Annotated in this window: 22 protein-coding genes; 14 read left to right on the top strand and 8 right to left on the bottom strand. The window is 40.3% G+C overall.

All coding sequences use genetic code 11. The annotated features are described in order from the left end of the window. Nucleotides 1–100 precede the first annotated feature (100 nt). Entirely contained in the window at nucleotides 101–409 is a 309-nt protein-coding gene (clpS, locus tag Q4600_RS10660; protein WP_102528713.1) for an ATP-dependent Clp protease adapter ClpS, read from the top strand. Nucleotides 410–469: 60 nt separating this feature from the next. Then, the gene (clpA, locus tag Q4600_RS10655) at nucleotides 470–2,728 is read left to right on the top strand and encodes an ATP-dependent Clp protease ATP-binding subunit ClpA (protein WP_229370343.1); all 2,259 of its coding nucleotides are present in this window, start codon (nucleotides 470–472) and stop codon (nucleotides 2,726–2,728) included. Between the two features lie 134 nt (nucleotides 2,729–2,862). Here the strand turns inward: clpA and infA are convergent, their stop codons facing one another. The 3 genes from infA to aat all read right to left on the bottom strand — a co-directional run bounded on the left by infA (nucleotide 2,863) and on the right by aat (nucleotide 4,576). Further along, nucleotides 2,863–3,081 (bottom strand): translation initiation factor IF-1, encoded by a 219-nt coding sequence (gene infA, locus Q4600_RS10650; RefSeq protein WP_011496276.1) that lies wholly within the window; start codon nucleotides 3,079–3,081, stop codon nucleotides 2,863–2,865. An 84-nt stretch (nucleotides 3,082–3,165) separates the two neighbouring features. After that, entirely contained in the window at nucleotides 3,166–3,879 is a 714-nt protein-coding gene (locus Q4600_RS10645) for an arginyltransferase (RefSeq protein ID WP_102528715.1), read from the bottom strand. Beyond that, nucleotides 3,869–4,576 carry a leucyl/phenylalanyl-tRNA--protein transferase gene (gene aat / locus Q4600_RS10640; protein WP_229370341.1) on the bottom strand — a complete coding sequence of 236 codons (708 nt, stop codon included), beginning with the start codon at nucleotides 4,574–4,576 and terminating at the stop codon, nucleotides 3,869–3,871. The genes Q4600_RS10645 and aat overlap by 11 nt, the downstream gene beginning before the upstream one ends. Nucleotides 4,577–4,677: 101 nt before the next feature. On the opposite strand from aat, the gene Q4600_RS10635 reads away from it, so the two are divergent. Then, on the top strand, nucleotides 4,678–5,121 hold the full coding sequence (locus tag Q4600_RS10635; protein ID WP_303516275.1) for a glycine zipper 2TM domain-containing protein: 444 nt from the start codon (nucleotides 4,678–4,680) through the stop codon (nucleotides 5,119–5,121). A gap of 77 nt (nucleotides 5,122–5,198) precedes the next feature. Here the strand turns inward: Q4600_RS10635 and Q4600_RS10630 are convergent, their stop codons facing one another. Next, nucleotides 5,199–5,561, bottom strand: coding sequence for a hypothetical protein (locus Q4600_RS10630; protein ID WP_102528718.1), 363 nt, complete (start codon nucleotides 5,559–5,561; stop codon nucleotides 5,199–5,201). 197 nt (nucleotides 5,562–5,758) lie between these two features. Here Q4600_RS10630 and Q4600_RS10625 point away from each other — a divergent pair, with 197 nt between their 5' ends. Beyond that, nucleotides 5,759–6,526 carry a Nif3-like dinuclear metal center hexameric protein gene (locus tag Q4600_RS10625; RefSeq protein ID WP_303516120.1) on the top strand — a complete coding sequence of 256 codons (768 nt, stop codon included), beginning with the start codon at nucleotides 5,759–5,761 and terminating at the stop codon, nucleotides 6,524–6,526. 29 nt (nucleotides 6,527–6,555) lie between these two features. Next, nucleotides 6,556–8,517, top strand: a complete 1,962-nt coding sequence (locus tag Q4600_RS10620) for a monovalent cation:proton antiporter-2 (CPA2) family protein (RefSeq protein ID WP_248955334.1) — start codon at nucleotides 6,556–6,558, stop codon at nucleotides 8,515–8,517. 74 nt (nucleotides 8,518–8,591) lie between these two features. Here Q4600_RS10620 and metG read toward each other — a convergent pair whose 3' ends face one another. Further along, complete coding sequence (metG, locus tag Q4600_RS10615) at nucleotides 8,592–10,634, bottom strand: methionine--tRNA ligase (protein ID WP_303516116.1); 2,043 nt, start codon at nucleotides 10,632–10,634, stop codon at nucleotides 8,592–8,594. A 155-nt stretch (nucleotides 10,635–10,789) separates the two neighbouring features. On the opposite strand from metG, the gene apbC reads away from it, so the two are divergent. The 8 genes from apbC (at nucleotide 10,790) to Q4600_RS10575 (ending at nucleotide 17,487) form a co-directional block, all read left to right on the top strand. After that, the gene (gene apbC / locus Q4600_RS10610) at nucleotides 10,790–11,905 is read left to right on the top strand and encodes an iron-sulfur cluster carrier protein ApbC (protein ID WP_303516113.1); all 1,116 of its coding nucleotides are present in this window, start codon (nucleotides 10,790–10,792) and stop codon (nucleotides 11,903–11,905) included. Between the two features lie 9 nt (nucleotides 11,906–11,914). After that, on the top strand, nucleotides 11,915–12,553 hold the full coding sequence (gene udk, locus Q4600_RS10605; protein WP_102528723.1) for a uridine kinase: 639 nt from the start codon (nucleotides 11,915–11,917) through the stop codon (nucleotides 12,551–12,553). A gap of 265 nt (nucleotides 12,554–12,818) precedes the next feature. Then, nucleotides 12,819–13,664: an aminodeoxychorismate lyase gene (pabC, locus tag Q4600_RS10600; RefSeq protein ID WP_303516106.1), complete on the top strand. Its 846-nt coding sequence runs from the start codon at nucleotides 12,819–12,821 to the stop codon at nucleotides 13,662–13,664. Between the two features lie 20 nt (nucleotides 13,665–13,684). Further along, on the top strand, nucleotides 13,685–14,695 hold the full coding sequence (gene mltG, locus Q4600_RS10595) for an endolytic transglycosylase MltG (RefSeq protein WP_303516104.1): 1,011 nt from the start codon (nucleotides 13,685–13,687) through the stop codon (nucleotides 14,693–14,695). Further along, a complete protein-coding gene (tmk, locus tag Q4600_RS10590; protein WP_102528726.1) occupies nucleotides 14,692–15,321 on the top strand; it encodes a dTMP kinase in 630 nt (209 codons plus the stop codon). Before mltG ends, tmk begins: the two co-directional genes overlap by 4 nt. Before the next feature lie 34 nt (nucleotides 15,322–15,355). After that, the gene (gene holB, locus Q4600_RS10585) at nucleotides 15,356–16,315 is read left to right on the top strand and encodes a DNA polymerase III subunit delta' (protein WP_102528727.1); all 960 of its coding nucleotides are present in this window, start codon (nucleotides 15,356–15,358) and stop codon (nucleotides 16,313–16,315) included. Nucleotides 16,316–16,327: 12 nt separating this feature from the next. Then, nucleotides 16,328–16,654, top strand: a complete 327-nt coding sequence (locus Q4600_RS10580) for a PilZ domain-containing protein (RefSeq protein ID WP_055024454.1) — start codon at nucleotides 16,328–16,330, stop codon at nucleotides 16,652–16,654. A gap of 44 nt (nucleotides 16,655–16,698) precedes the next feature. Continuing rightward, nucleotides 16,699–17,487: a TatD family hydrolase gene (locus tag Q4600_RS10575; protein ID WP_102528728.1), complete on the top strand. Its 789-nt coding sequence runs from the start codon at nucleotides 16,699–16,701 to the stop codon at nucleotides 17,485–17,487. Nucleotides 17,488–17,913: 426 nt separating this feature from the next. Here the strand turns inward: Q4600_RS10575 and rsmF are convergent, their stop codons facing one another. After that, nucleotides 17,914–19,365: a 16S rRNA (cytosine(1407)-C(5))-methyltransferase RsmF gene (rsmF, locus tag Q4600_RS10570; RefSeq protein ID WP_303516099.1), complete on the bottom strand. Its 1,452-nt coding sequence runs from the start codon at nucleotides 19,363–19,365 to the stop codon at nucleotides 17,914–17,916. 135 nt (nucleotides 19,366–19,500) lie between these two features. Between rsmF and Q4600_RS10565 the strand changes: the two genes are divergently transcribed. Next, nucleotides 19,501–20,727, top strand: coding sequence for a nucleoside recognition domain-containing protein (locus tag Q4600_RS10565; RefSeq protein ID WP_303516096.1), 1,227 nt, complete (start codon nucleotides 19,501–19,503; stop codon nucleotides 20,725–20,727). Between the two features lie 104 nt (nucleotides 20,728–20,831). On the opposite strand, the gene Q4600_RS10560 is transcribed toward Q4600_RS10565, so the two are convergent. Together Q4600_RS10560 and Q4600_RS10555 are read right to left on the bottom strand one after the other, a co-directional pair. Continuing rightward, complete coding sequence (locus tag Q4600_RS10560; RefSeq protein WP_303516093.1) at nucleotides 20,832–23,471, bottom strand: MlaD family protein; 2,640 nt, start codon at nucleotides 23,469–23,471, stop codon at nucleotides 20,832–20,834. Beyond that, the gene (locus Q4600_RS10555) at nucleotides 23,458–24,111 is read right to left on the bottom strand and encodes a paraquat-inducible protein A (RefSeq protein ID WP_303516273.1); all 654 of its coding nucleotides are present in this window, start codon (nucleotides 24,109–24,111) and stop codon (nucleotides 23,458–23,460) included. Before Q4600_RS10555 ends, Q4600_RS10560 begins: the two co-directional genes overlap by 14 nt. Between the last annotated feature and the right edge of the window lie 34 nt (nucleotides 24,112–24,145).

Below are 24,145 nucleotides of genomic sequence, written 5' to 3'. Positions count from 1 at the left end.
GTACGAAAAGATGTCAAGTAAAAATTAACAAAATGACAACATTTAATTAATTTAATAATATCAATTGGTCTTGTACCAAACTAGAGGCTAGTATTAACTCATGGGTAGATTAGGCAGCGTAGAGCACACAGAAGAACGTGTTGAATCGGAGCTACAACCACCTTCAATGTACAAAGTCGTGTTAAATAACGATGATTACACTCCGATGGATTTCGTGATAGAAGTGTTACAACGCTTTTTTAATAAGGATGAACAGCAAGCCACCGATATTATGTTGGCTATCCATCACCAAGGTAAGGGAATATGTGGTGTTTACTCGTTTGGCATTGCCGAAACGAAAGTGTTACAAGTAAATCAATTTGCCAAAGAAAACCAACATCCATTACTGTGTTCATTAGAAACCGCATAATGAATTAGTTGATTCTCCGTCGGTAACTCTGCAGTTTATGAGTATTTTTAGGGGGTGCTTATGCTAAACAAAGATCTCGAAGTCACCTTGAACCTAGCGTTTCAACAAGCTAGAGATTCACGTCATGAATATATGACGGTAGAACATTTATTATTAGCATTAATTAATAACCCATCGGCCAAAGAAGCATTATTGGCTTGTGGCGCGGATATTACTCGTCTCCACGAGGAAGTATCTAACTTCATTCAACAAACAACCCCATTGATCGCTGAAACCACAGAAGAACGTGAAACCCAACCAACCTTAGGTTTTCAACGTGTACTTCAACGTGCAGTATTTCATGTGCAATCGTCCGGTCGTAATGAAGTCACTGGCGCAAATGTGTTAGTGGCGATATTCAGTGAGCAAGAGTCACAAGCAGTATATTTACTCCGCCGTTGTGAAATAACCCGTTTAGATGTGGTTAACTTTATTTCTCATGGTTTACCGAAAGATGATGACGACTCTGAAATTAATAACCCGGAAGCTTCAGAGGAAGGCGGTGAAGCTGCTGAAGACAGAAGCTTGTTATCGCAATTTGCTACCGATTTAAATCAACTTTCTAAAGACGGTGTGATTGATCCATTAATTGGTCGTGATGATGAAGTCGAACGTGCGATTCAAACCTTATGTCGTCGTAGAAAGAATAATCCATTACTCGTCGGTGAAGCCGGTGTGGGTAAGACTGCCATTGCTGAAGGCCTCGCGTACCGTATTGTTAACGAACAAGTGCCAGACGTCATCAAAGATGCAACTGTGTATTCATTAGATTTAGGTTCGTTGCTTGCTGGTACTAAATACCGTGGTGATTTTGAGAAACGCTTTAAAGGTTTACTCAAGGAGTTAGGTAAAAATGAACATGCTATTTTGTTCATTGATGAAATCCATACCATTATTGGCGCAGGTGCGGCATCCGGTGGAGTAATGGATGCGTCAAACCTGTTAAAGCCTTTATTGTCTAACGGCTCACTACGCTGCATGGGCTCAACTACGTTCCAGGAATATCAAAGCATTTTTGAGAAAGATCGTGCATTGGCAAGACGTTTCCAAAAAATTGATATTAATGAGCCATCAGTGGCTGAGACGACAAAAATTCTGTTAGGTCTTAAGTCTAAATACGAAGAGCATCATGGTGTGCGTTACACCCAAGCAGCAATTAGTTCAGCAGCGAGCTTATCTGCTAAACATATCAATGATCGTCACTTGCCTGATAAGGCCATCGACGTGATTGATGAAGCTGGTGCTCGAATGGTGATGCTGCCACAAAGTAAACGCAAGAAAACCATCGGCCAACCAGAAATTGAAGCGATAATTGCTAAAATTGCTCGTATACCTGAGAAGTCGGTATCTTCGACTGATAAGGATTTACTTAAAAACCTTGAGCGTAACCTTAAAATGTTGGTGTTTGGCCAAGATAAGGCGATTGAGGGGCTCAGTTCAGCGATTAGGTTATCTCGTAGCGGTTTAGGCGCAGAAAAGAAACCTGTGGGTAGTTTCTTATTTGCTGGCCCAACAGGTGTCGGTAAAACAGAAGTCACCAATCAATTGGCCTCATGCTTAAACATGAAGTTAATTCGTTTCGATATGTCTGAGTACATGGAACGTCATGCGGTTTCACGCCTTATTGGTTCGCCTCCAGGTTATGTGGGTTATGAGCAAGGCGGTTTATTAACTGATGCCGTGATTAAAAATCCTCATTGTGTAGTGTTATTGGATGAAATTGAAAAAGCCCATCCAGATGTCTATAACTTGCTGCTGCAAGTGATGGATCACGGCACACTGACAGATAACAATGGTCGTAAAGCTGATTTTAGAAACGTAACTTTAGTGATGACAACCAATGCGGGTGTGCAAGAAACAATTCGTACATCGATTGGTTTTAAGCAGCAAGATAATAGTCTTAATGCAATGTCAGAAATCAATAAAGTGTTCACCCCAGAGTTTCGTAACCGCTTAGATTCAATCATATGGTTTAATCATTTAGACATGACCATTATTGCGAAAGTGGTTGATAAGTTCTTAATTGAATTACAAGCGCAGTTAGACGAGAAACGAGTAACACTGGAAGTGACTGATGAAGCGCGGACGCTGCTTGCTGAGAAAGGTTACGATAAAAACATGGGCGCTAGACCAATGGCGCGTGTGGTGACTGAACTCATTAAACGTCCATTAGCTGATGAAGTACTTTTCGGTAAGCTTGAAGCTGGCGGTACAGCTAAAGTGGATGTTAAGGACAACGAGATTGTTATTCATTGTGAATGTTTAGAGAAAGTATCGTAATTCGCTAATTAATTTATCGGGTTAATAAAAATGGCTATCTGAAATCAGATAGCCATTTTTTTCGCATCAACGTTAATCTTTAGCCAATAAAAAACCCGACAATTAAGCCGGGTTTTTAAATAGATGAGGCAGTATTAACGTGCGCGGAAGACGATACGACCTTTACTTAAATCGTAAGGAGTCAACTGAACCGTAACTTTATCACCCGTTAAAATACGGATGTAGTTTTTGCGCATTTTGCCAGAAATGTGTGCAATCACAACATGACCATTTTCAAGTTCAACGCGGAACATTGTATTTGGCAAGGTCTCAAGGATTGTGCCCTGCATTTCAATGTTGTCTTCTTTCGCCATTAATTGGTTACCTTTATGCCTTCAAATATAAAAAAATTCGCCGTATCATGCCCCAAAAAGCGCTTGCTGTAAAGGATTGAAACACTATAGCGTGGGTTCTTTTTCAATATGTTGCCATCCATTTGCTGTTAATATTTGATATGGACGATATAAACGTTTGTAATTCATTTTTCTATTTTCATCAATTTGATAGCCCAAATACAAAAATTGTTTAGCTAACTGTTGGGCTAATTCACACTGTATTAAGATCATATAAACCCCTAACGAACGTTTGGCGTAATCAGGGTCAAAATAACTGTAAATCGCAGAGAGACTATTATTCATCGCGTCTGTTACTGCTACACCAATCAACTTATCTTGTAGATAAACCTCGATATAAGTCGCTTCTAACCAAGTACACTTTAAAAAATCATTGAACTGGTCTTCACTTGGCGGATACATAGGGCCATCAGAATGGCGACCAATAATATATCGCTCGTATAACTCGTAATGGGCTTCTGTGACTTGATGAGTGACTTTCCAGTGCAGGTCTTGGTTATTTTTTAAGGTCCTTTTCTGTCTTTTTGATAACTTAAATTCAGGTACTACGACTCGAATGGACTGGCATGCAGAGCAACTCGGACAGCGCGGTTTGTAAATTGAATTTCCGTTGCGCCTAAATCCCATACCTAAAAGCTGCTCAAATAATTGACTATCAAGTTGAGACTCTTGAATGATAAGTAACTGCTCAGTTAATCCTTCGATATAACTGCAATCAAATGGGTGGCTAATGCCAACGCTGACGCTTCTAGAACTCAAAACAGACCTCTTGTGCTATCCATGCATTATTGTCGATGACACTATTTCGTAGTTGCCGAAGCGATAACAGAAAGTCCTCACGAGGGCAGGCTTGTGCGCCAAGATTTTCTAAATGTGGGTTCATTATTTGAGCGTCAATTAACTTAAAACCGTATCGAGAAATATGCTGGTTTAACATGGCAAAGGCCGCTTTGGATGCATTCGTTTGGCGGTGAAACATGGATTCACCACAAAATACACTGCCTACAGCAATGCCATACAAGCCGCCTATAAGTTCGTTACCGTCCCAAACCTCAATTGAATGGGCTTTTCCAAGCCTATGTAGCTGGATATAAGCCTCCTGAATGTCAGATGATATCCATGTGCCTTGTTGTGTGAGTCGTGGCTCTGAACAGGCTTTGATGACATCAGCAAAGGCATGATTGATGGTGTAACGCCACTGTGTTTTACGTAGATATTTTTTCATGCTTTTATTAAGCGGCTGAACTTTTGGTTTGAAAATAGCTCTAGGCTCAGGTGACCACCATAGAATAGGGTCATCATCATTAAACCAAGGGAAAATGCCTTGATAATAAGCTTCAACTAAACGTTGAGGTGATAAGTCACCTCCGATAGCAAGTAAACCATTGGGTTCATCAAGTGCTTGTTGTGGATCAGGAAAGTGCGGAAGATGATTTAAATAAGACAGTGAGTTCACAATTAAGTATATTATTTACTAAACCTTATATATACGTTAGCGGAATTTTGCCTATGTTGAAACTCACAAACAGCTTAGTGATACGATTTAGTGCGCTTTTAATGTTATTAATGGCTACTGTTAGCACGTCAGCGAGTGCAGCTTACGATAGAAACCAAGCTGTACCGGTTGAAAAAGTGGTTTATGGTCAGGTTGAGTCGATAAAACATGTCACTCAAACTCAATTAGTTGAAGATCGTAATCTAGGTTGGAAAACTTTCGGAGGCGCATTAATAGGGGGCGTCGTTGGTCATCAATTTGGCGGCGGTTCTGGCCAAGATGTTGCGACCGTTTTAGGTGCATTACTAGGCGGCGCAGCTGCAAATCAGTACGGTAACTCTACTCGCACACTTGAATATAAGCTCATTGAAATGATGATAAATTTAGATGATGGCACACAAGTGATGGTGATACAGGACTTAGACCCTGGCATGTCATTTGTCGCAGGAGATGAAGTTCGCGTTGTTTATCTTAAAGGTTATGTTCGCGTCGATATCGCCATGTAGCAATCTAGCAATGATTAATGCAATGAATAAAAAAGGAGCCATTGGCTCCTTTTTAGTTTTTATCATATAAGCAAAGATTAGAAGCCGCGTGGCAGAGTATTTTTACCGGCGTTCGCTAATTTTTCGCGCCATAATTCTTTTGGCGTTTTGCCACCAGATTTATTTGCTGTTTTTGCTGCTGGCTTTTTGGCCACTGCTTTTTTTGCAGCAGGCTTAGCCGCTGGTTTTTTAGCTACATCTTGCTTAGCTGCAGGCGCTTCTACTGATTGACCTTGTGTCGCTTCAAGGTGCATTTGCTCAAGATCGCTAAAGCGTAAAGACTTGCCGCCATCAATTTTATACCAACTGCCTTTCTGTTCAATTTCAACAGTTTTTGAAGTTTGCTTTTCAAGAGCAGCTTTTAATTCGGCGATAAGCGCTTCTTTAGTCAAGTTAGACATTTTGAGACCTATTTTTTTGTAATGAATAGTTTATTTAATGTTTTCAACATCCCTTAGGTCTAATTTTAGTGTTTAATGCACCCAAAAGTCCAATTTAAGCCAAAATAGCTTAGCAAATAATCAATCTTAACAAGGGTTTTTCAATAAGTATTGGACTGAGTTACACTATTATTAACAAAAATTTTAGGGTTAGTTTTATGTCATTAACGTCTGTATCTCGCCAACAATTATCCAAATATCTAAATGATTTTCTTAATGTAAAACAATTCAAAGACTATGCGCCAAATGGTCTACAGGTGCAGGGCAGTGACAACATTAAGACTATCGTGACTGGCGTAACAGCCTGCCAAGCACTCATTGAGCAAGCTGCAGCACTCAATGCTGATGCCATTATCGTACATCATGGTTTTTTTTGGAAAAACGAACCTGAAGTGATCACCGGGATGAAATACAATCGAATTAAGGCGTTAATGACCCACGATATTAATTTATTCGGCTATCATTTACCTTTAGATGCCCATCCAACATTAGGTAATAATGCCGAGCTTGCGAATAAATTAGGCTTGGTTGATGTAGAAATTTGTGCCGATATTTCACAAGATTTATTGTGGCAGGGCAAGTTACCGAAACCGTTAAGTGTTTCACAAATGAGTGAGTTACTTACAGAAAAACTCAACAAAACACCATTACACATTGGTGATAAAGAACAATTTATTAGCTCATTAGCTTGGTGTACCGGTGGTGCTCAAGATTATATCGATCATGCGGCATCACTTGGCGTGGATGCTTTCATCAGCGGTGAGGTCTCAGAGCGAACTTTTCACTGTGCAATGGAGCAAGGTATACATTATTTTGCGGCAGGTCATCATGCGACTGAGCAGTTCGGCATACAAGCTTTGGGTGAGCATTTAGCTGAACAATTTGGGTTGACCCATCATTTTATTGATATTGTTAATCCAGTTTAACTTTCTGATATCGCTTAAGGAATAGCATCATGACAGAATATTTTATCCAAGCATTTATTTATTTGTCTGCCGCTGTTATAGCAGTGCCTATAGCGCAGAGAATGGGCTTAGGCTCTGTGCTGGGGTATTTAATTGCTGGGGTGATTATTGGTCCCATTGTGGGGCTGGTCGGCAGTGAAACAAACACCATTCAGCATTTTGCCGAATTTGGTGTTGTGATGATGCTATTTTTAGTTGGTTTAGAACTTGAGCCTAAAATGCTCTGGTCGATGAGGAACCGACTGTTGGGAATGGGGGGCTTACAGGTTGGTTTATCAACCGGTATTGTGATGGCCATTGCGCTGATGTTTGAGTTCCAATGGACTGTCGCATTAACAATCGGCTTAATTTTCTCGCTATCCTCAACGGCCATTGTGCTGCAAACCTTAAATGAAAAAGGTCTAACCAAGACAACGGCAGGTAAGAACGCTTTCTCAGTTTTGTTATTTCAAGATATAGCCGTCATTCCAATGCTGGCATTGATTCCTCTTCTAGCATTACCAGAGCTGGTGGAAGCTGCTCAATCCTCTGTTGCTGCGGCAGCGGAACACCATGATGAACTATCTTTAGTCGCTAACTTACCCGGTGGCTTATACGCCTTGGTGTTAGTGCTTTCAATAGGATTGGTCGTGTTTGGTGGGCACTATTTAAGCCGACCTGTTTTTAGGTTTATTGCCGATTCTGGCGTGCGTGAAATATCCACTGCAGCGGCTTTATTGTTAGTCATTGGTATTGCAACTTTAATGAGTTTAGTTGGCGTGTCGCCTGCGTTAGGCACTTTTCTTGCGGGTGTAGTACTGGCTAATAGTGAGTTCAAACATGAATTAGAAACTCATATCGGCCCATTCAAAGGTTTATTACTCGGTTTGTTTTTTATCACCGTAGGTGCGGGAATAGATTTTGAAATTTTGTGGCAGTACTTAGGTGTTATTCTTGGTGCTACAGCCGCTGTGATGATAGTAAAAGGCTTAGTCTTATTGTTATTGAGTTTTATATTTAGGATTAAAGGCAGTGATAGATGGCTATACACCTTAAGTTTAGCCCAGGCAGGTGAGTTTGGGTTTGTGTTACTCAGCTTTAGCCAGCAAAACCATGTGATTTCAGCAGAAGTCGCACAGCCTTTATCGATTGTCGTGGCTTTATCGATGTTCCTAACCCCTGGATTGTTTATTTTTTATGAAAAAGTAATTTTACCTAAATATCAACAAACATCGAACGATCGCGAGCAAGATCAAGTTGATGAACAAGGCACCGTTATCATTGCTGGGATAGGCCGTTTTGGTCAGATAGTCAATCGACTGTTACTGTCTAATGGGGTTAAGACGGTGGTGTTAGATCATCAAGCGACCCAAGTCGATAATCTACGTAAAGTCAATACTAAAGCCTTTTATGGCGACGCTACGAGACCAGATTTACTTGAGACCGCAGGTGTTGCCACGGCATCAGCATTTGTTGTAGCGATAGATAATCCACAAGCCAGTGTAGAGCTGGTTAAGCACCTAAAACATAAATACCCTAAACTGAAAGTGATTAGCCGAGCATTTGACCGTGGACATGGCCATTTATTACGTCAGGCGGGGGCTGATTACGTTGAGTCAGAGACGTTTCGCTCAGCGTTAAAAGTCGGAGCTGAATCAATGAAAGCGATGGGCTTTTCTGATGAGCTTGTGCAAAGACAAAAGAAGACTTACATGCGAGTTGAGAGTGAAGCTTCTGAAGTGCTTTATAACGAGTGGGCTAATCGTTCAGATGGTGAAAAATTTGGTGGCGATTTTATCAACTTGTTTATTGAATACGAGGAACGTTTAAAAGAGGCTATCGTAGCTGATACTGAAGCGTATAAAAGTCAACGATTCGCCCAAGAACATCCTTGCGACCCAGACAAAGAAAACTGCGGTAAAATAAATAGTAATGACACTGACAAAGACTCAGAAACTAAGTTGATGTCTTAAATTTTATTATTCATAACCCATTAAAAAAGCCGTCAAATGACGGCTTTTTTGTTGTTAATAAGTCAGTTAACTTATTACATCACACGCATACCAGGTTTTGCACCTGCATGTGGCTCTAAAATCCAGATATCTTTTCCACCAGGACCTGCGGCTAATACCATGCCTTCAGATTCACCGAACTTCATTTTACGTGGTGCAAGGTTGGCAACCATTACAGTGTGTTTACCAATCAAGTCTTCTGGTGCATAAGCTGATTTAATTCCTGCAAAGACTTGCTTAGTTTCGCCGCCTAAATCCAGTTCTAATCGAAGTAGTTTATTGGCTTTTTCAATATGTTCAGCTTTAGAAATTAACGCAATGCGTAAATCAATCTTAGCAAAATCATCGAAACTGATTTCTGGTGCTAACGGCTCTTTTTCAAGTTCAGTTTGCACTTGTTCAACTTTTGGCACTTCAGTTTGAGTCACTTGCAGGTTTTCAGTCGATGCATCAATAATGGCTTCAATGCTCTTCATTTCAATGCGTTGCATTAATGCTTTGAATTTTGCGATTTCATGGCCAGCTAGGTCTTGGTCTAAATTATCCCAAGTCAGTGTCACTTGTAAGAAACCTTCAACATTTTCAGCAAGTTTTGGCAGTACTGGTTTTAAGTAAGTGACCAGAATACGGAACAAGTTAAGTGCATTACTACATACTTGATGTGCTTCTTCTTGTTTATCTTCTTGCTTGATTAACTGCCAAGGCGCTGCATCAGCGACATAAGCATTAGCCATATCGGCAAGTGCCATGATTTCGCGCATTGCTTTACCAAACTCTCGAGTTTCGTATAGTTCAGCAATGGTGTCTTGTTTAGCAAGGAAGGCTTCGGTTAACGATGTGTCGTTAATTTTTGCTAACTTGCCATCAAAACGTTTACTGATAAAACCAGCTGTACGAGAAGCTAAGTTAACTAATTTACCGACTAAATCTGAATTTACACGCTGAGCAAAATCTTCAAGATTTAAATCTAAATCATCAACACGGCTATTTAATTTCGCAGCGTAGTAATAACGTAGATACTCAGGGTTTAAGTTATCTAGGTAAGTACGGGCTTTAATAAATGTGCCTTTAGATTTAGACATTTTAGCGCCGTTCACTGTGACATAACCGTGGGCGTAAACACTGTTAGGTTTTCTGATCCCTGCACCATGTAACATTGCTGGCCAGAATAAACCGTGGAAGTTAACGATATCTTTACCAATGAAATGATAAATTTCGGCTTTTGAGTCAATGCTCCAAAAGTCGTCGAAGTTTAAATCATCACGTCTATCACATAAGTTTTTGAATGAACCCATGTAGCCTATTGGTGCATCTAACCATACATAGAAAAATTTACCTGGTTGATCGGGTATTTCAAAACCAAAATAAGGCGCATCACGAGAGATGTCCCATTGTTGTAGACCTTGATCGAACCACTCACGTAATTTATTAGCAATTTCAGGCTGTAATGAGCCAGAAGATAACCATTCTCCAAGCATTGATTCAAATGCTGGTAAATCAAAAAAGAAATGCTCACTATCCTTCATGACAGGTGTAGCACCAGAAACAACCGAATAAGGCTTAATTAAATCAGTGGTGCTATATGTCGCGCCACAGTTATCACAGTTGTCACCATATTGGTCTTCGCTTTTACATTTAGGGCATGTGCCTTTAACGAAGCGGTCTGGTAAAAACATTTCTTTTTCAGGGTCAAATAACTGCGAGATAGTTTTGGTTTTAATATAACCGTTATCTCTTAACTTGATATAAATGTCGCTAGCTAATTCGCGGTTTTCTTCGCTGTGTGTGCTATGGAAATTATCAAATTGAATATTAAAATCAGCGAAATCTTGTTCGTGTTCTTTTTGAACTTGAGCAATCATTTCTTCTGGGGTAATACCCATTTGTTGAGCTTTGAGCATGATTGGCGTGCCATGGGCATCGTCTGCACAAATATAGTGACATTCATGTCCACGAAGTTTTTGGTAGCGAGACCAAATATCAGTTTGAATATACTCAAGCATATGACCTAAATGGATTGGACCATTTGCATACGGGAGGGCACTTGTCACCAGAATTTTACGTTGTGAATTTGTCATTTTGTCTCAACAATCGATTACACTAAATATATGGTCAAGATACTAACCGATCAAAGTGATTATTTCATCAAACAACAACAAAATCGGCTAAATTAGCGCTCATTTTTTTCTAATTCTGGTACACTTGGGCAAATTTTTCGCTGGGAGTTCTGCTTTTGTCTACTTCGCATACAGATTATCAATTAAGTGATGACCTTCTTGGTCCAGTATTGAGTATTTTAGATGCATACCAAGATCCATATTTAGCTGAAGGGCTAGTATCTGCGGGTTGTGTTAACAAACTTGCAATTGAAGGTAAACGCCTTCTACTTGGATTGGTTTATCCTTACCCTTGTATGACGCAATATCGTGATACCGTCATGGATGTGACTAAAAAGTTAGCCGTACTTGATGCTATTGACGAAGTAGAATGTGAAATTGACTTTCAGCCACGTGTTTTTTCAGCTACTGCCTCAGTAGAACCAATCCCTAATATTAAACAAGTTATTGCAGTTGCATCAGGTAAAGGCGGTGTGGGTAAATCTACCACTGCGGTAAATCTTGCATTAGCGTTAAAAGCTGAAGGCGCTGAAGTCGGCATATTAGATGCTGATATTTATGGCCCTTCAATTCCAATGATGCTGGGTTTACAAGGTTTTAAACCGACATCTCCAGACGGCAAAATGATGACTGCTGCGTCTGCTCATGGTATTTCAGCCCAATCTATAGGCTTTATGCTAGGCGATGGTGAAGCTGCGGTTTGGCGCGGTCCTATGGCTGCAGGCGCATTAAATCAGTTGTTAACTGAAACTCAGTGGCCAGAACTGGATTACTTAGTGATTGATTTGCCTCCTGGAACCGGTGACATACAATTAACATTGTCACAGAAGTTTCCAGTAAGTGGCACAGTTGTGGTGACAACACCGCAAGATATCGCACTTGAAGATGCCAAAAAAGGTATCACCATGTTCCAAAAAGTGGATATCCCAGTGTTAGGCATTATTGAAAACATGAGTTTTCATTTATGTCCTGAATGCGGCCATAAAGAACACCCATTTGGCACCCATGGCGGAAGCAAGATTGCTGAGCGATATGAAGTGCCGTTATTGGGCGCATTACCGCTTAATATTAACATTCGTGAGTCAATGGATGAAGGCAACCCAACAGTTGTCAGTAAGCCAGATTCAGAAGTTGCTGCTATTTATCGTGAAATCGCCCGTAAAGTGGGTGCTCAACTTGCGAAGCAGCAAAACAAAAACACCGTTTCAATCAGTATTTCAGACGACGAGTAAGGTTAAGTAATGAATTCTCAGCAATGTGTCATTATTGGTATCGCAGGTGCTTCAGCATCAGGCAAAAGTTTAATTGCCCAAACGATTTTTGAAGAACTTAAGCGTGACCTAGGCACCGACCAAATCGGTGTGATTAATGAAGACGCTTATTACCGTGACCAAAGTCATATGACAATGGAAGACCGTGTTAAAACGAATTATGATCATCCTAAAGCACTGGATCATCAGCTATTAGCTGAACACCTTAAGCAATTAAAGAAAGGTGAGCAGGTAAACATTCCTTGTTATAGCTATAAAGAACATACTCGTATGACTAAAACCCTTGATATGCAACCTAAAAAGGTGATTATCTTAGAAGGGATTTTACTATTAACAGACCCTAAATTACGTGAGCTCATGGATGCGAGTGTATTCATGGATACACCGCTGGATATTTGTTTCTTACGTCGTTTGACGCGTGATGTAGCTGAGCGCGGACGTACGATGGAGTCGGTTATTTCTCAGTACAAAGCCACTGTTCGCCCAATGTTCTTGCAGTTCATTGAGCCATCAAAGCAGCACGCTGATATTATCGTTCCTCGCGGCGGTAAAAACCGTATTGCGACAGATATACTGAAAGCAAGGATCCAACATCTGTTAGCCAGATAAGATAGAGTTAAGCTATAGATAACAAGGATGTGATCTCAGATGTACAAGTTGACGGCTCCATGAGAATTGGAGCCTCATCATATGCTGAGGCCATTTCTGGTATCAGTTTCTCGTTTCGAATTCGCTTTAGTTATTTTTAGCCATTACAGTCTTTAGTGACGATTTGAATTACATTGCATTAGATGCAAATATGATAGTCAATCCACTTAGTTAACTAAATCGCATTTTCAAGATGAGATTAATACAACCTTGAGTTAAGGACGTTATGCAGTCGGTATTTGTGAATGGAAAATCTGATAATACTATTGATGCTCTTGATCGAGGGCTTGCTTATGGCGATGGCGCATTTGCTACCATGCGAGTTGCTGCAGGCGAAATCTTATTCCTTAATACACACCTGCAACGCATAGAACAAACCTGTTTGCGTTTAGGTTTTACTATTTCTCACATCGAGTTATTAGTTTTACGCCTTGAATCACACGCGAAAACGTTAAAGCAAGGCTGTATTAAGTTACTGCTTAGCCGCGGGGTTGGCGGCAGAGGTTATATTGCGCCTACATCCCCTGATATCACAGAGGTTATTTCATTACATCCGCTCCCGGATATTTATGCGCAGTGGCAATCTAAAGGAATCACATTGTCCTTGTCGCCAGTAACGTTAGGTAATCAGCCTTTACTGGCAGGGATGAAACACTTAAATCGTTTAGAGCAAGTGTTAATCAAACAGCAGACATTACCCAAAAACACCGATGACTGGCTTGTACTTGACGCAGATAATTGTTTAGTTGAATCTTCAATGGCAAATATTTTTATTGTTAAGGACAATCAGGTTAAAACACCTGCGATGAGTCAAAACGGGGTGTCTGGCGTCATGCGTGAACATGTTATTGATGCGCTTTTGACAAATGATATTGCAGTAATGGCGACAAAGGTCACTTTGGATGAATTGCTCGATGCGGAACATGTATTTATCACCAACAGCTTATTAGGTTTGGTGAATGTAAACAGCATTAATATAGACTCGATTAATACCCAATTAAGCTCGAGCTATCATTATAAAACCTGGAATATGACCCATACTTTACTCACCCAGCTCAAACTATCATTCTAATAAGTACTGATTATAATAATATGAAAAAAACCATCACTATTATACTGACATCACTAATGACACTGACTACGGTCGCGTGTGTTGTAGGCTTTTGGGGATATCAGCAAATTATCGCTTATCCTAGCCAACTTCTAACAATTGAAAAGCCAGTTGAACTGACTATCGCACAAGGAATGAATGTCACAAAACTTGGGGCTGATCTAGAAAACAAGCAGTTTATTACCGACAGCTGGAAACTCAAATACCTGTTAAAGATTAAGCCTGAATATGCCCATATTCGTACTGGTTTATACCAAATTAACCCAGGTGATAGCATTGATAGCTTGCTAACCAAACTTAATCGTGGTGACGAAATGACCTTCTCTGTTACCTTAATTGAAGGTAAAACGATTAAAGAGTGGCATGAGTCATTAGTGGATTTGCCGCATTTAACATTTGATGAGGAAGTCTTTAATCGCGTGTTGATAAAAAATGGTGATGAGTCGGGTTTACCTGAAGGTAAGTTTTTCCCCGAAACCTATCAATATCAAGCCAATGATTCATTAGAGGCGATATTAGACCGCAGTTATCAAATGATGCAGAAAACCCTTGCTACGGCTTGGGGTGAGCGAGATAAAGATCTTAAATTAACCACACCTTATGAGTTATTGACGATTGCGTCCATTATTGAAAAAGAAACCGGCAAGCCATCTGAGCGTGACTGGGTCGCAGCAGTATTCAACAACCGTTTGAAGCTAGGTATGCGTTTACAAACTGATCCAACAGTGATTTATGGCATGGGAGAACGCTATAACGGTAATATAACCCGCAGTGATTTACGAGAGCATACCGCGTTTAATACTTATCGCATTAATGGTTTACCGCCTACGCCTATCGCCGCACCAAGTAAAGCCGCCATTTTTGCAGCGGCTAAGCCTGCAGATGTTAATTACTTATATTTTGTCTCAAGAAATGATGGAAGCCATGTTTTTTCCGAGACGCTAGCGCAACATAACCGCGCTGTGAATGAATACCAGAGAAATAGAAAATGACCCAAGAACAAGCTAAATTTGTTGTAATTGAAGGCCTAGAAGGCGCTGGTAAATCCAGTGCCATTGAACTGGTTAAACAGATTATCACACAACACACTCAACAAACCCCAGTATGCACGCGTGAGCCAGGTGGAACGCCACTTGCCGAAAAAATGCGTGATTTAGTTAAGGTTGCAGATGAAACCGACCCTCTTTGCGATGAGTCTGAGTGTTTATTGTTTTACGCTGCGAGAGCGCAACTAATTGCTAATGTTATTAAGCCCGCTTTGGCTAATGGTACTTGGGTATTAGGTGACCGTCATAATTTATCATCGCTTGCCTATCAAGGCGGCGGTAGGGGATTAATGCCTTTAGTAAAATCTATCAGTGATATCACTTTAAAAGGCTTTAAACCCGATTTAACCTTATATCTTGATATAGAGCCTAAGCTTGGGCTAGCAAGAGCTGCTAGTCGCGGCGCTTTAGACAGAATTGAAGTGCAACAAATTGAGTTTTTTGAACGTGCTAGAGCGACATTTTTAGCGTTTGCAGCCGAAGATGACTCAATTATTGTTATTGATGCCAGTAAGCCTATTGAACAAGTACACCAACAGATTACGGCTGAGTTAACAGCAAGGCTAGCTTGAAAATGACATATTATTGGGTAAAGGCGAGCGTATAATGCAAGCATTTGGTATACAGCAATTACCGTGGTTGGATGCACCGTTTGAGCGTTTTATTAACGAACGCCATAGCGGCCATAGCGCTCATGCTCAACTGGTGAGTATTGATCAAGGCTTAGGTGGTCATGTTTTGGCAAACGAAATGGCTGAAGCTGCTATGTGTACAGCGCTCACGCCAGTGGGGGCTTGTGGCCAATGTAAGAGCTGCTTGCTATTTAAGGCCGGCACACATCCCGATTGTCATGTTATCAAAGCGGATGGCACGATAATAAAAGTCGACCAAATCCGTGATTTATGCCAAAAGTTAACTGTAACTGCTCAGCAAGGCGGCCAACGAGTTGCTATTATTCTTAATTGTGAGCAGTTTAATTTAGCGTCAGCCAATGCCTTACTGAAAACATTAGAAGAGCCGGGTAATAATATATTAATTATTTTACAAACCGATGTGCCTTCAAGAATATTGGCGACGATTAAAAGTCGTTGTCAGCAAGTGGCATTTCACGCTCCTGATAGAAAACAAGTATATGAGTGGTTAAAAGCCCACCAAATGCTACCTTCAGTGCGTGCTGGCGAGAAGCCCCATGATGTCACTTGGTGTTTAAGTATGATTGGCGGGCCATTAAAGCTTGCTGAAAGCCTCAGTAGTCAGCATTACCAACAGTTGATTCAGTTTCGAACAGATTGGGCGTTAAGCATTAAATCTGGCCATTTGAATGGCAGTTTAATTAAGGTTTCAGAGCATCAAATTGTTGATGCACTTAATGTTTTATATTTGTACTTAAGACAATATGTGTTAAAAAGTAAAGAGCTAGATGCATTAGCTATAAGTAACATTATTGGTTTGTCTTCAAAAGTGGCGCAAATGTGCCAACGGCTAGCAACGATGGCGAGTGTGAATGCTCCGGCATTATGCCAAGATTACATACTCGAATTTAGACAACTTATTCATATTAAATAATAGACTGAGATTATGACCGATCTTGTTGTAAATTTTGATACTCTGCACCAGTTGTACAGAGCTTATATGCCTTTTATTAAGCCTGCGGGTTTATTTATTTCAACAACAGAAAGCCACTTTTTAGGCCAAGAGTTGTCGATATCGTATAAGTTACCTGGAACATCACAAATGACTGACTTTAAAGGTGTGGTGGTTTGGATTAACCCATTAGGCGCTTCTGGTGGCAGACCTGCAGGGATAGGGGTTAAAATTAAAACCGATCCTGAAAGTCATAAACATCACATTGAAAAGTTACTTTCGAGCGAACTTTCTTCAAGTGATTTGACCTGCACAATGTAGCTAGGTATTCTTGCTGGCTTATTTTAGCTTTTGATAGAATTCCCATGTTAATCGACTCTCATTGCCACTTAGACCGTTTAAAAGCGGCACCTGATCAACCTAGTTTACAAGCCATTATTGATGGTGCTAAATCTCGTGGCGTAGATTACCTACTGTGCGTCAATGTGCGTCAGCAAGGTTTCGAATCTATGCGCGAAAAAATGGCGCAATTTGATAATGTCTTCCTTTCTTCTGGTGTTCACCCTTTAGATGTTCAAGACGGTTTAAATGTTGAAGAAATCAAACAATTTGCCACTGATAAAAAAGTGGTAGCAATTGGTGAAACTGGTCTTGATTATTTTTACGCCCCAGAAACTAAAACACTTCAACAGCAATGTTTTGAACAACAAATTGCATTAGCTGTTGATGTGAATAAACCCTTGATCGTTCATACCCGAGATGCACGTGAAGATACCATTGCCATGTTAAAAGCAGGCAATGCGGATAAAGTGGGTGGCGTATTACACTGTTTTACTGAAAATTGGGAAATGGCAAAAGCGGCGATTGATTTAGGTTTTTATATTTCAGTTTCAGGTATTGTCACTTTTAAAAATGCAGGTGAACTTCGAAGTGTTATTCGCCAAGTCCCACAAGATAGGCTATTGGTAGAAACAGATTCGCCTTATTTAGCACCTGTTCCACATCGCGGCAAAGAAAATCAACCGGCTTATGTTCGCGATGTCGCAGAGTTTGTCGCTGAGCTACGTGGTGAAAAATATGAAGATTTAGCTCATTACACCTCGGAAAACTTCTTCAACCTATTCACCGATGCTGCCAAATTAATTGGCCGATAGAGTTATTTTTAGCGACAAGATTCTAACGACATTCGTTAATCATTAGGTTTGCTCTATTAAACTACAGGCAAAAAAAAGACCCAAAACTATCCAATTGTTCTGGGTCTAGGGGAATGGCTCTTATTGAAAAGAGCCTTGCGCTACTGTTGAGAGTTGTCTCTCAGTAAACCGTTATGAGAATAAGCCGTTATTCCCGCTTATTCCCAACATTCAATTCTTGCTACAAAAGTCTTTAATTAAACACGTCTGAGTAAATTATAGTTGTGTATTTCTATATTGCACAATTAATGCGCTATAAATGAATGTTTAACGTATATAAATCGTCATATTTAACTAATAATGCTTAAATCACTAGCGAAATGAGTCTATTAAAGCTGTTTAACTTTTGGATGATTTTAACTTTAATGCTCACTTTAACGCCTAATTTTAGACTGATTCGATTTTATCTTTGACCAACTCTCTCGGTAAATTATTCTTCAGGCGGTGACCTAAGTGTTTTACTACGCCCAATGGTTTGTGATGAAAGCTTACTATCATTTCACCAGCAGGGGTTATATCTAAGCCGTTAACTTCATTGGTTGGAATATCGCGTCCCATCAAAAACTCAATAGCTTGCTGACGATTAAGCTCAATAACGCTATCTTGATTTTCAATAAAGTCACTTAAGGCGATAATGGCTTCATGTTTAGCTTTAAAACCTTTTTTCATTACGTCAGCCAGTTTAAATCCAATGCGTTGAAAACGCATTAAGCCGATAAAATGGCTGAATTGTTCTGGAAATAACCAATATTCATCGTCGCGGATCATAACGTTATATTGCTTAGGTAAGCTGATGTTGAAGCTCTGACTAAAATACTCAGAAACGGCTAGGGTCTGCGTTGGGTTAGCAGAAACAAACGGGAAGTTTCGCTGTTGTTTGGGGCTTTTCTTCAAGCGAGGTACAGATGCGGTCTTGATGATTTTAGCGACAAAGAAGCCTTCACTGTCAAATATTTGTGGCCAAACATGTAGAAAACCTTCTTCTGTACAGGCTTGCTCAGCGCCTGCGAATAAGTTATTTAATGAGGCGAATTTCACTGCTTCGGGGTATTGCTGCTGAATATAGTGACAAATTTGCTGGTTTTCAATTTGGCTTAGTGTACAAGTTGAATAAACTAAAGCGCCACCGGGCTTTAATGCTAAAAAGGCTGATTCAATGAGTTGTTTCTGGGTTTCTGCAATGTCTGTGACATCGTCGAGTTGCCAATTTTTCAATGCATTTACATCTTTGCGTACTGTGCCTTCACCACCACAGGGGGCATCTAGCAAAATGGCATCAAACTTTTCGTAAAGGTATTCACCGAATACCTTGCCGTCAAAATGGGTTAATGCTGTTTGACGGACCCCCATGCGTTGTACATTGGCATGCAGAATTTTAACGCGGCTAGATGAGTATTCATTGGCTATCAGTAAGCCTTTGTTGTTCATTAATGCGGCAAGTTGGGTTGTTTTAGATCCAGGAGCGGAAGCAACATCTAAAACAATATCCGCTTGATAAGTTTCATTGGTGCCTAAATCGTTAAATAATGCTTCTGGCGGTAACATTGAACTGGCTTCTTGAATATAAAAAAGCCCTTGAATATGTTCTACACAATTGCCAGGTTGTTGGTTTTCGTTATGGGTTATCCAAAAACCTTCTTTACACCATGGAATAGGTTCAAATTCCCAGCCTTTTGAATACATAACCTGTTTAAAGTCGGCTATTGAAATCTTTAGCGTATTAATGCGTATAGATTTTCTTAAAGGGCGATGACAAGCTGCAACAAACTCTTCCATATCAAGATGTTTTGGAAGTTCTGCGGCAATGTGGGTGAGGTAATCTGGATTAATTTGAGCCATAGTAAAATATTTCGATAAAACAACTGTGTAATAATGAAATAGATTATATCATGCATTAACAAGAGTTAGGTTATCTCCGTGGACTAAGCATCAGTTCTAAACGGGTTAGCATTGGTCATAATGATGGAGTATTAAGTGCTGAATCGAGTTTGGTTATTGTTCTTTATAACGGCAGCTATTGCCATCATTGTGCAACTATTTAATGGCCATGTTGAAGTGCTGGGTGACTCAGTCAATGCGATCTTTAGTAGTGCGAAACTTGCTGCTGAGATTTCAATTGGACTCATTGGTGTGTTGGCGCTCTGGATGGGCTTGATGCAAGTGGGTGAGAAGGCGGGTGTTGTAGCGGTGTTTGCACGATTGTTCGAGCCGTTATTATCCAAGTTGATGCCTGAAGTGCCAAGAGGACACCCAGCTTATGGCAGTATGTCGATGAACTTAACTGCAAATATGCTTGGGCTTGATAATGCTGCAACTCCACTCGGCCTTAAGGCGATGCATGACTTACAGAGTTTAAACCCCGAAAAAAGCGTTGCGACCAATGCGCAAATTTTGTTCTTAGTACTCAATACTTCTTCTGTAACATTAGTGCCTGTAACAGTATTTTTATATCGCGCTCAACAAGGCGCAGCTGCCCCCGCAGATGTTTTCTTACCCATTTTACTTGCCACAGTTGCATCAACTTTAGTGGGGCTGTCAGTTGTAGCTATTGTGCAACGTATCTCTTTATTAAATAGTGTTGTGCTTGCTTACGGTGCAACCTTAATCAGTGTGCTTATTGCCAGTGTATTTTATTTAATGACTTTATCAGTTGAGGCTATTGGCACTTTATCTACCGCCTTAGGTAACGGTATTTTACTGGTGCTAATTTTAAGTTTTATACTGATTGCTGGTTATAGAAAGGTTGCCATATATGATGAGTTTGTAGAAGGCGCTAAAGGCGGCTTTTCCCAAGCTATTATGCTGATCCCTTATTTATTGGCGATGTTATTGGCAATAGGGTTATTAAGGGCTTCAGGCGCGTTAGATTTCGCTTTACAGGGTTTATCAAGCTTAGTGACCTTATTCGGCTTTGATAACCGATTTGTTGATGCGATGCCGACAGCATTAATGAAACCTTTTAGTGGCTCAGGAGCAAGAGCAATGATGCTTGAAACGATGGACCACCATGGTGTTGATTCATTTGCTGGCCGATTATCAGCTATTTTTCAAGGCAGCACAGAAACTACATTTTATGTTCTCGCGGTATATTTTGGCTCTGTTGGCATTCGAAATAGTCGCCATGCGCTTGGCTGTGGTTTAGCTGCTGATGTCGGCGGTATCATGGCTGCGATTGGGGTTTGTTACTGGTTTTACGGATAAAGACTTAAAGGAGCCATAAGGGTAGAGTCATCATATCTGCTGACTCATATTACATTTGCTCAATAAAAAAGTCGGCATATGCCGACTTTTTTGGATTGCACATTTTATGGCTTTACCTGTTCAGGCTGCCATCTGCGCCATTCTTCTTTCATCTTGTTATAAAGATCAAAACGGCTATTATCTGATAGTTTATTCTGCTCTGAAGTCACATCCTCAGTAACAACTGATATACCACCTGACAGTAATGTTTCTAGTGAACCCGTTTCAATTTGCGCACCAGAGAAAATACCCACTTCTAATTTAATACCAGAAGCATCCCAAAAACGACTGCTTTGGTTTACTAGGTGGGTGTATTGCTTTTCAATGTGTGAATACATTAAGACTTTGTTGCCGTTATCCGACAATGTATAACCATCAACTTGACCGATTGAAATACCTCTAAAGAATATTGGCGTGCCCACTTTTATCGAGCCAAGTTGGCTATCTTCAAGTATGAGCGTTAAAGCATCATCTTCAATGTCAGCATCATAACGAGCTGATAAATGAGCCTCAAAAGTATCTATAGCATCGCTGACTTTACCGGGTATCACACCGATATACGGACCCGTTATCAAGGTTTCAGGCGCTTTAATGCCTGCTAATGAAATTTGCGCATCGACAATAAAGTATTCTGTATCAGCTTTAGTGAAGTGACCTGCATACTCTCCATATAAATAAGCGCTTGCCGTTAATGTATCAAGATCTTGGTTAAGCTTTACTTGCTGAACGACACCAATCTGATGCCCTTGATATCGAATCGCGGCTTTAGCTGCTACTTTTGCTTCAGCAGGTAAAACTAACGTAATCGTTTGCGCTTGTTTCAAGGCTAGCTCTTTTGAATCGTATAATCTTTGTTGATTTCCGATTAGCTCATCACTTAACAGCCCTAAACTTAAACTGCCTTTTAGCGCCCCTTCAAGTGGTGCCACATTCACTTCAACACCGGATAAACTCGCATTAATACTGGCAGCATCATTGCGCCAGAAGACACTATTATCTCGTATTAGCTGACTAAATTTATTTTGAATCGCGAGGCTAATAGAAAACTGGTCTGTTTTATTATTCCAATTAACTTCAGTTACTTTACCGATTTGCATTTTTTTATAATAAATCGGTGAGCCGTCTGAAAGGCCTGCGCCATCGATACTGTCAAGGGTTAGCGTGGTGACACTATTTTTACTTAATGTCGCAGTAGCATGATCTGTTGAACGGTAAAGTGCAAATTGGCTATTTGCTCTTACTAACGCTTTGGTTTTGCCTCTGACTAATGAAACTGCACCGGCTATAACAGTGTTTAAGTCACGGGTGGTCACACTAACACCATCGAGTGAAGCATCTATGGTTAATGCTGATTCAGACACAAAATGACTATCGGTAGTGATAAGACCTTTATATTCAGGCAGGATCTCTACCTGGTACTCAACGCCACTAAAATCTTTAGTAAAGGTCACTCGAGTGATCTCACCAATTGGCATTTGTTTGTATCGAACTTCAGCTCCTGCAGTGAGACCACTATGCTCATCAGAGCTGAGCTGGATCTTGAGTTTACTGTCATTCAATAAGTCTGGTGATTGCTTAAGTAATGTAAATTTCTCAGGTAATGTTTCGTCAGATACACCAGGAAGTACATTAACGACGCTACCTGTCAGTAAGCGACTAACATGCTTAACTCCATCCATTGAAATATCAGCACCCGCTACCCAAAACTGACTATCAGCATTTAAAAGGTGTTGATATTCAATATCAAACTTAGCTGAAAACTTAACGCCATTTTCAGTCAGTTGAGTTTGATGAACCTTACCGACTTCAATACCGCGATATACCAGTGCAGAGCCTTGGTTAATCTCATCGGCATTATCTGCTGTTAATACAAACTCAACCCCTTTTACAGCGCTTTCTTCATCTGGATATAAAACGTAATTATCGCCGGTGATTGCTTTGTCCGCTTTAGTATCAGAGTTAAAACTAATCCCGCCAGCGAGCAATGACGCTAAACTTTCAGTATTTACTTTTATACCAGAAAGTGAGGCATCAATTTTAAGTCCTGACACATTCCAAAATTGCGAATTCTGGTTAACAAGGTGAGCATACTGCTGCTCAATAAACGTGCTAATGATAATAGTGTCACTGTCTATCAAACGATAATTAACGACTTTACCGACAGGTACTTGGCGGTAAAACACTAAAGAGCCTACATCTAATGAACCTAAAGTTGGGGTCGTTAGCTTAACAACGATACCTTCTTCTTCATTGGGGATCATTGACGGGGCTTCAGTGGATGCAATGAACTCAGATGTTGAACTACCATCACCCGGTTCAATCGCAATATAATTTCCTGAAAATAGGGTATCTAACCCTTCAATTCCCGTAATACTGGCTTTTGGCGTAACCAGCCAAAAAAGGGTGTTCTTATTTAGGAAAGGATCAGAGCGATAATCCATCACAATTTTGACATTTACCCCTGATAAGTCCTTATCAAGGCTGATGTCAGTGACTTTACCAACAGTTAATCCTTGGTATTTTACTAAGGTTTTACCAACATCAATACCAATGGCACTGGGGAAATGAACTTGTATTTCAATTCCTGACTCTTTGATACTTTTCACTCCAAGCCAAGCTCCCAGTACGAGAGCCACAATTGGCAGTAACCAAATTGGAGAGAAGAGTTTCTTTTTAACGACTTTTGGTGATTCAATTCGTGTCATTGTTTTTTTCCAAGCGATCCCAAAGTAAACGTGTATCAAGTACCTTTGCAGCTAACTGGGTCAATAAAATGACCAGCGCGAAGGCTGTTGCTGCAGGTGCAGGTTTTGCATCAAGAAGTTGTCCCATATTCACTACTGCCACTGTTAAAGCAATAACGAATAAATCAAGCATAGACCATCGACCAATCCACTCAATAATATGAAATCCCACCATGAGCTTCTTTTTTGAAACGGGCAGATTAAAACTGATTGCTGACAAATATATCGCCAAGCCTACAATCTTTAACCATGGCACTAAAATACTGGCGGTAAAGACGATAATCGCGATTGGGATCATGTCTGAATGAACCAAATGTACAATGCCAGTAAAAATCGTGTCGTAGGTCACTTTGCCTTGGTTAGTTAGCATTGTGATTGGGTAAATATTAGCGGGTATTAATAATATGGCGGCGGTAATTAGTAATGCCCAGCTTTGTTGTAGGCTTTGATAATTGCGCGGCTGAATTTTAGAATGGCAACGGCTACAATGCCCTTGGTCGATAGGGTTAATATTGCGACATGTACCGCAAAGCGTCATGCCAATATCTTTACCTTGTTGGCCAAGATTGGATTTGTTAGTGGCGTTATCTTCTTGCAACATCTTTGTCTCAGTACTTGTAGACTCAGTACACGTT

It is taken from the genome of Shewanella sp. 2_MG-2023 (assembly GCF_030548905.1).
GTDB lineage: Bacteria > Pseudomonadota > Gammaproteobacteria > Enterobacterales > Shewanellaceae > Shewanella > Shewanella electrodiphila.
This window is presented reverse-complemented; position numbering and strand designations above follow the sequence as displayed.

Coding starts and splice junctions, on each gene's coding strand:
- clpS (WP_102528713.1), top strand. CDS start 101: ATGGGTAGATTAGGCAGCGTAGAGCACACAGAAGAACGTGTTGAATCG.
- clpA (WP_229370343.1), top strand. CDS start 470: ATGCTAAACAAAGATCTCGAAGTCACCTTGAACCTAGCGTTTCAACAA.
- infA (WP_011496276.1), bottom strand. CDS start 3,081: ATGGCGAAAGAAGACAACATTGAAATGCAGGGCACAATCCTTGAGACC.
- Q4600_RS10635 (WP_303516275.1), top strand. CDS start 4,678: ATGTTATTAATGGCTACTGTTAGCACGTCAGCGAGTGCAGCTTACGAT.
- Q4600_RS10630 (WP_102528718.1), bottom strand. CDS start 5,561: ATGTCTAACTTGACTAAAGAAGCGCTTATCGCCGAATTAAAAGCTGCT.
- Q4600_RS10625 (WP_303516120.1), top strand. CDS start 5,759: ATGTCATTAACGTCTGTATCTCGCCAACAATTATCCAAATATCTAAAT.
- Q4600_RS10620 (WP_248955334.1), top strand. CDS start 6,556: ATGACAGAATATTTTATCCAAGCATTTATTTATTTGTCTGCCGCTGTT.
- metG (WP_303516116.1), bottom strand. CDS start 10,634: ATGACAAATTCACAACGTAAAATTCTGGTGACAAGTGCCCTCCCGTAT.
- udk (WP_102528723.1), top strand. CDS start 11,915: ATGAATTCTCAGCAATGTGTCATTATTGGTATCGCAGGTGCTTCAGCA.
- pabC (WP_303516106.1), top strand. CDS start 12,819: ATGCAGTCGGTATTTGTGAATGGAAAATCTGATAATACTATTGATGCT.
- mltG (WP_303516104.1), top strand. CDS start 13,685: ATGAAAAAAACCATCACTATTATACTGACATCACTAATGACACTGACT.
- tmk (WP_102528726.1), top strand. CDS start 14,692: ATGACCCAAGAACAAGCTAAATTTGTTGTAATTGAAGGCCTAGAAGGC.
- holB (WP_102528727.1), top strand. CDS start 15,356: ATGCAAGCATTTGGTATACAGCAATTACCGTGGTTGGATGCACCGTTT.
- Q4600_RS10580 (WP_055024454.1), top strand. CDS start 16,328: ATGACCGATCTTGTTGTAAATTTTGATACTCTGCACCAGTTGTACAGA.
- Q4600_RS10575 (WP_102528728.1), top strand. CDS start 16,699: ATGTTAATCGACTCTCATTGCCACTTAGACCGTTTAAAAGCGGCACCT.
- rsmF (WP_303516099.1), bottom strand. CDS start 19,365: ATGGCTCAAATTAATCCAGATTACCTCACCCACATTGCCGCAGAACTT.
- Q4600_RS10560 (WP_303516093.1), bottom strand. CDS start 23,471: ATGACACGAATTGAATCACCAAAAGTCGTTAAAAAGAAACTCTTCTCT.
- Q4600_RS10555 (WP_303516273.1), bottom strand. CDS start 24,111: ATGTTGCAAGAAGATAACGCCACTAACAAATCCAATCTTGGCCAACAA.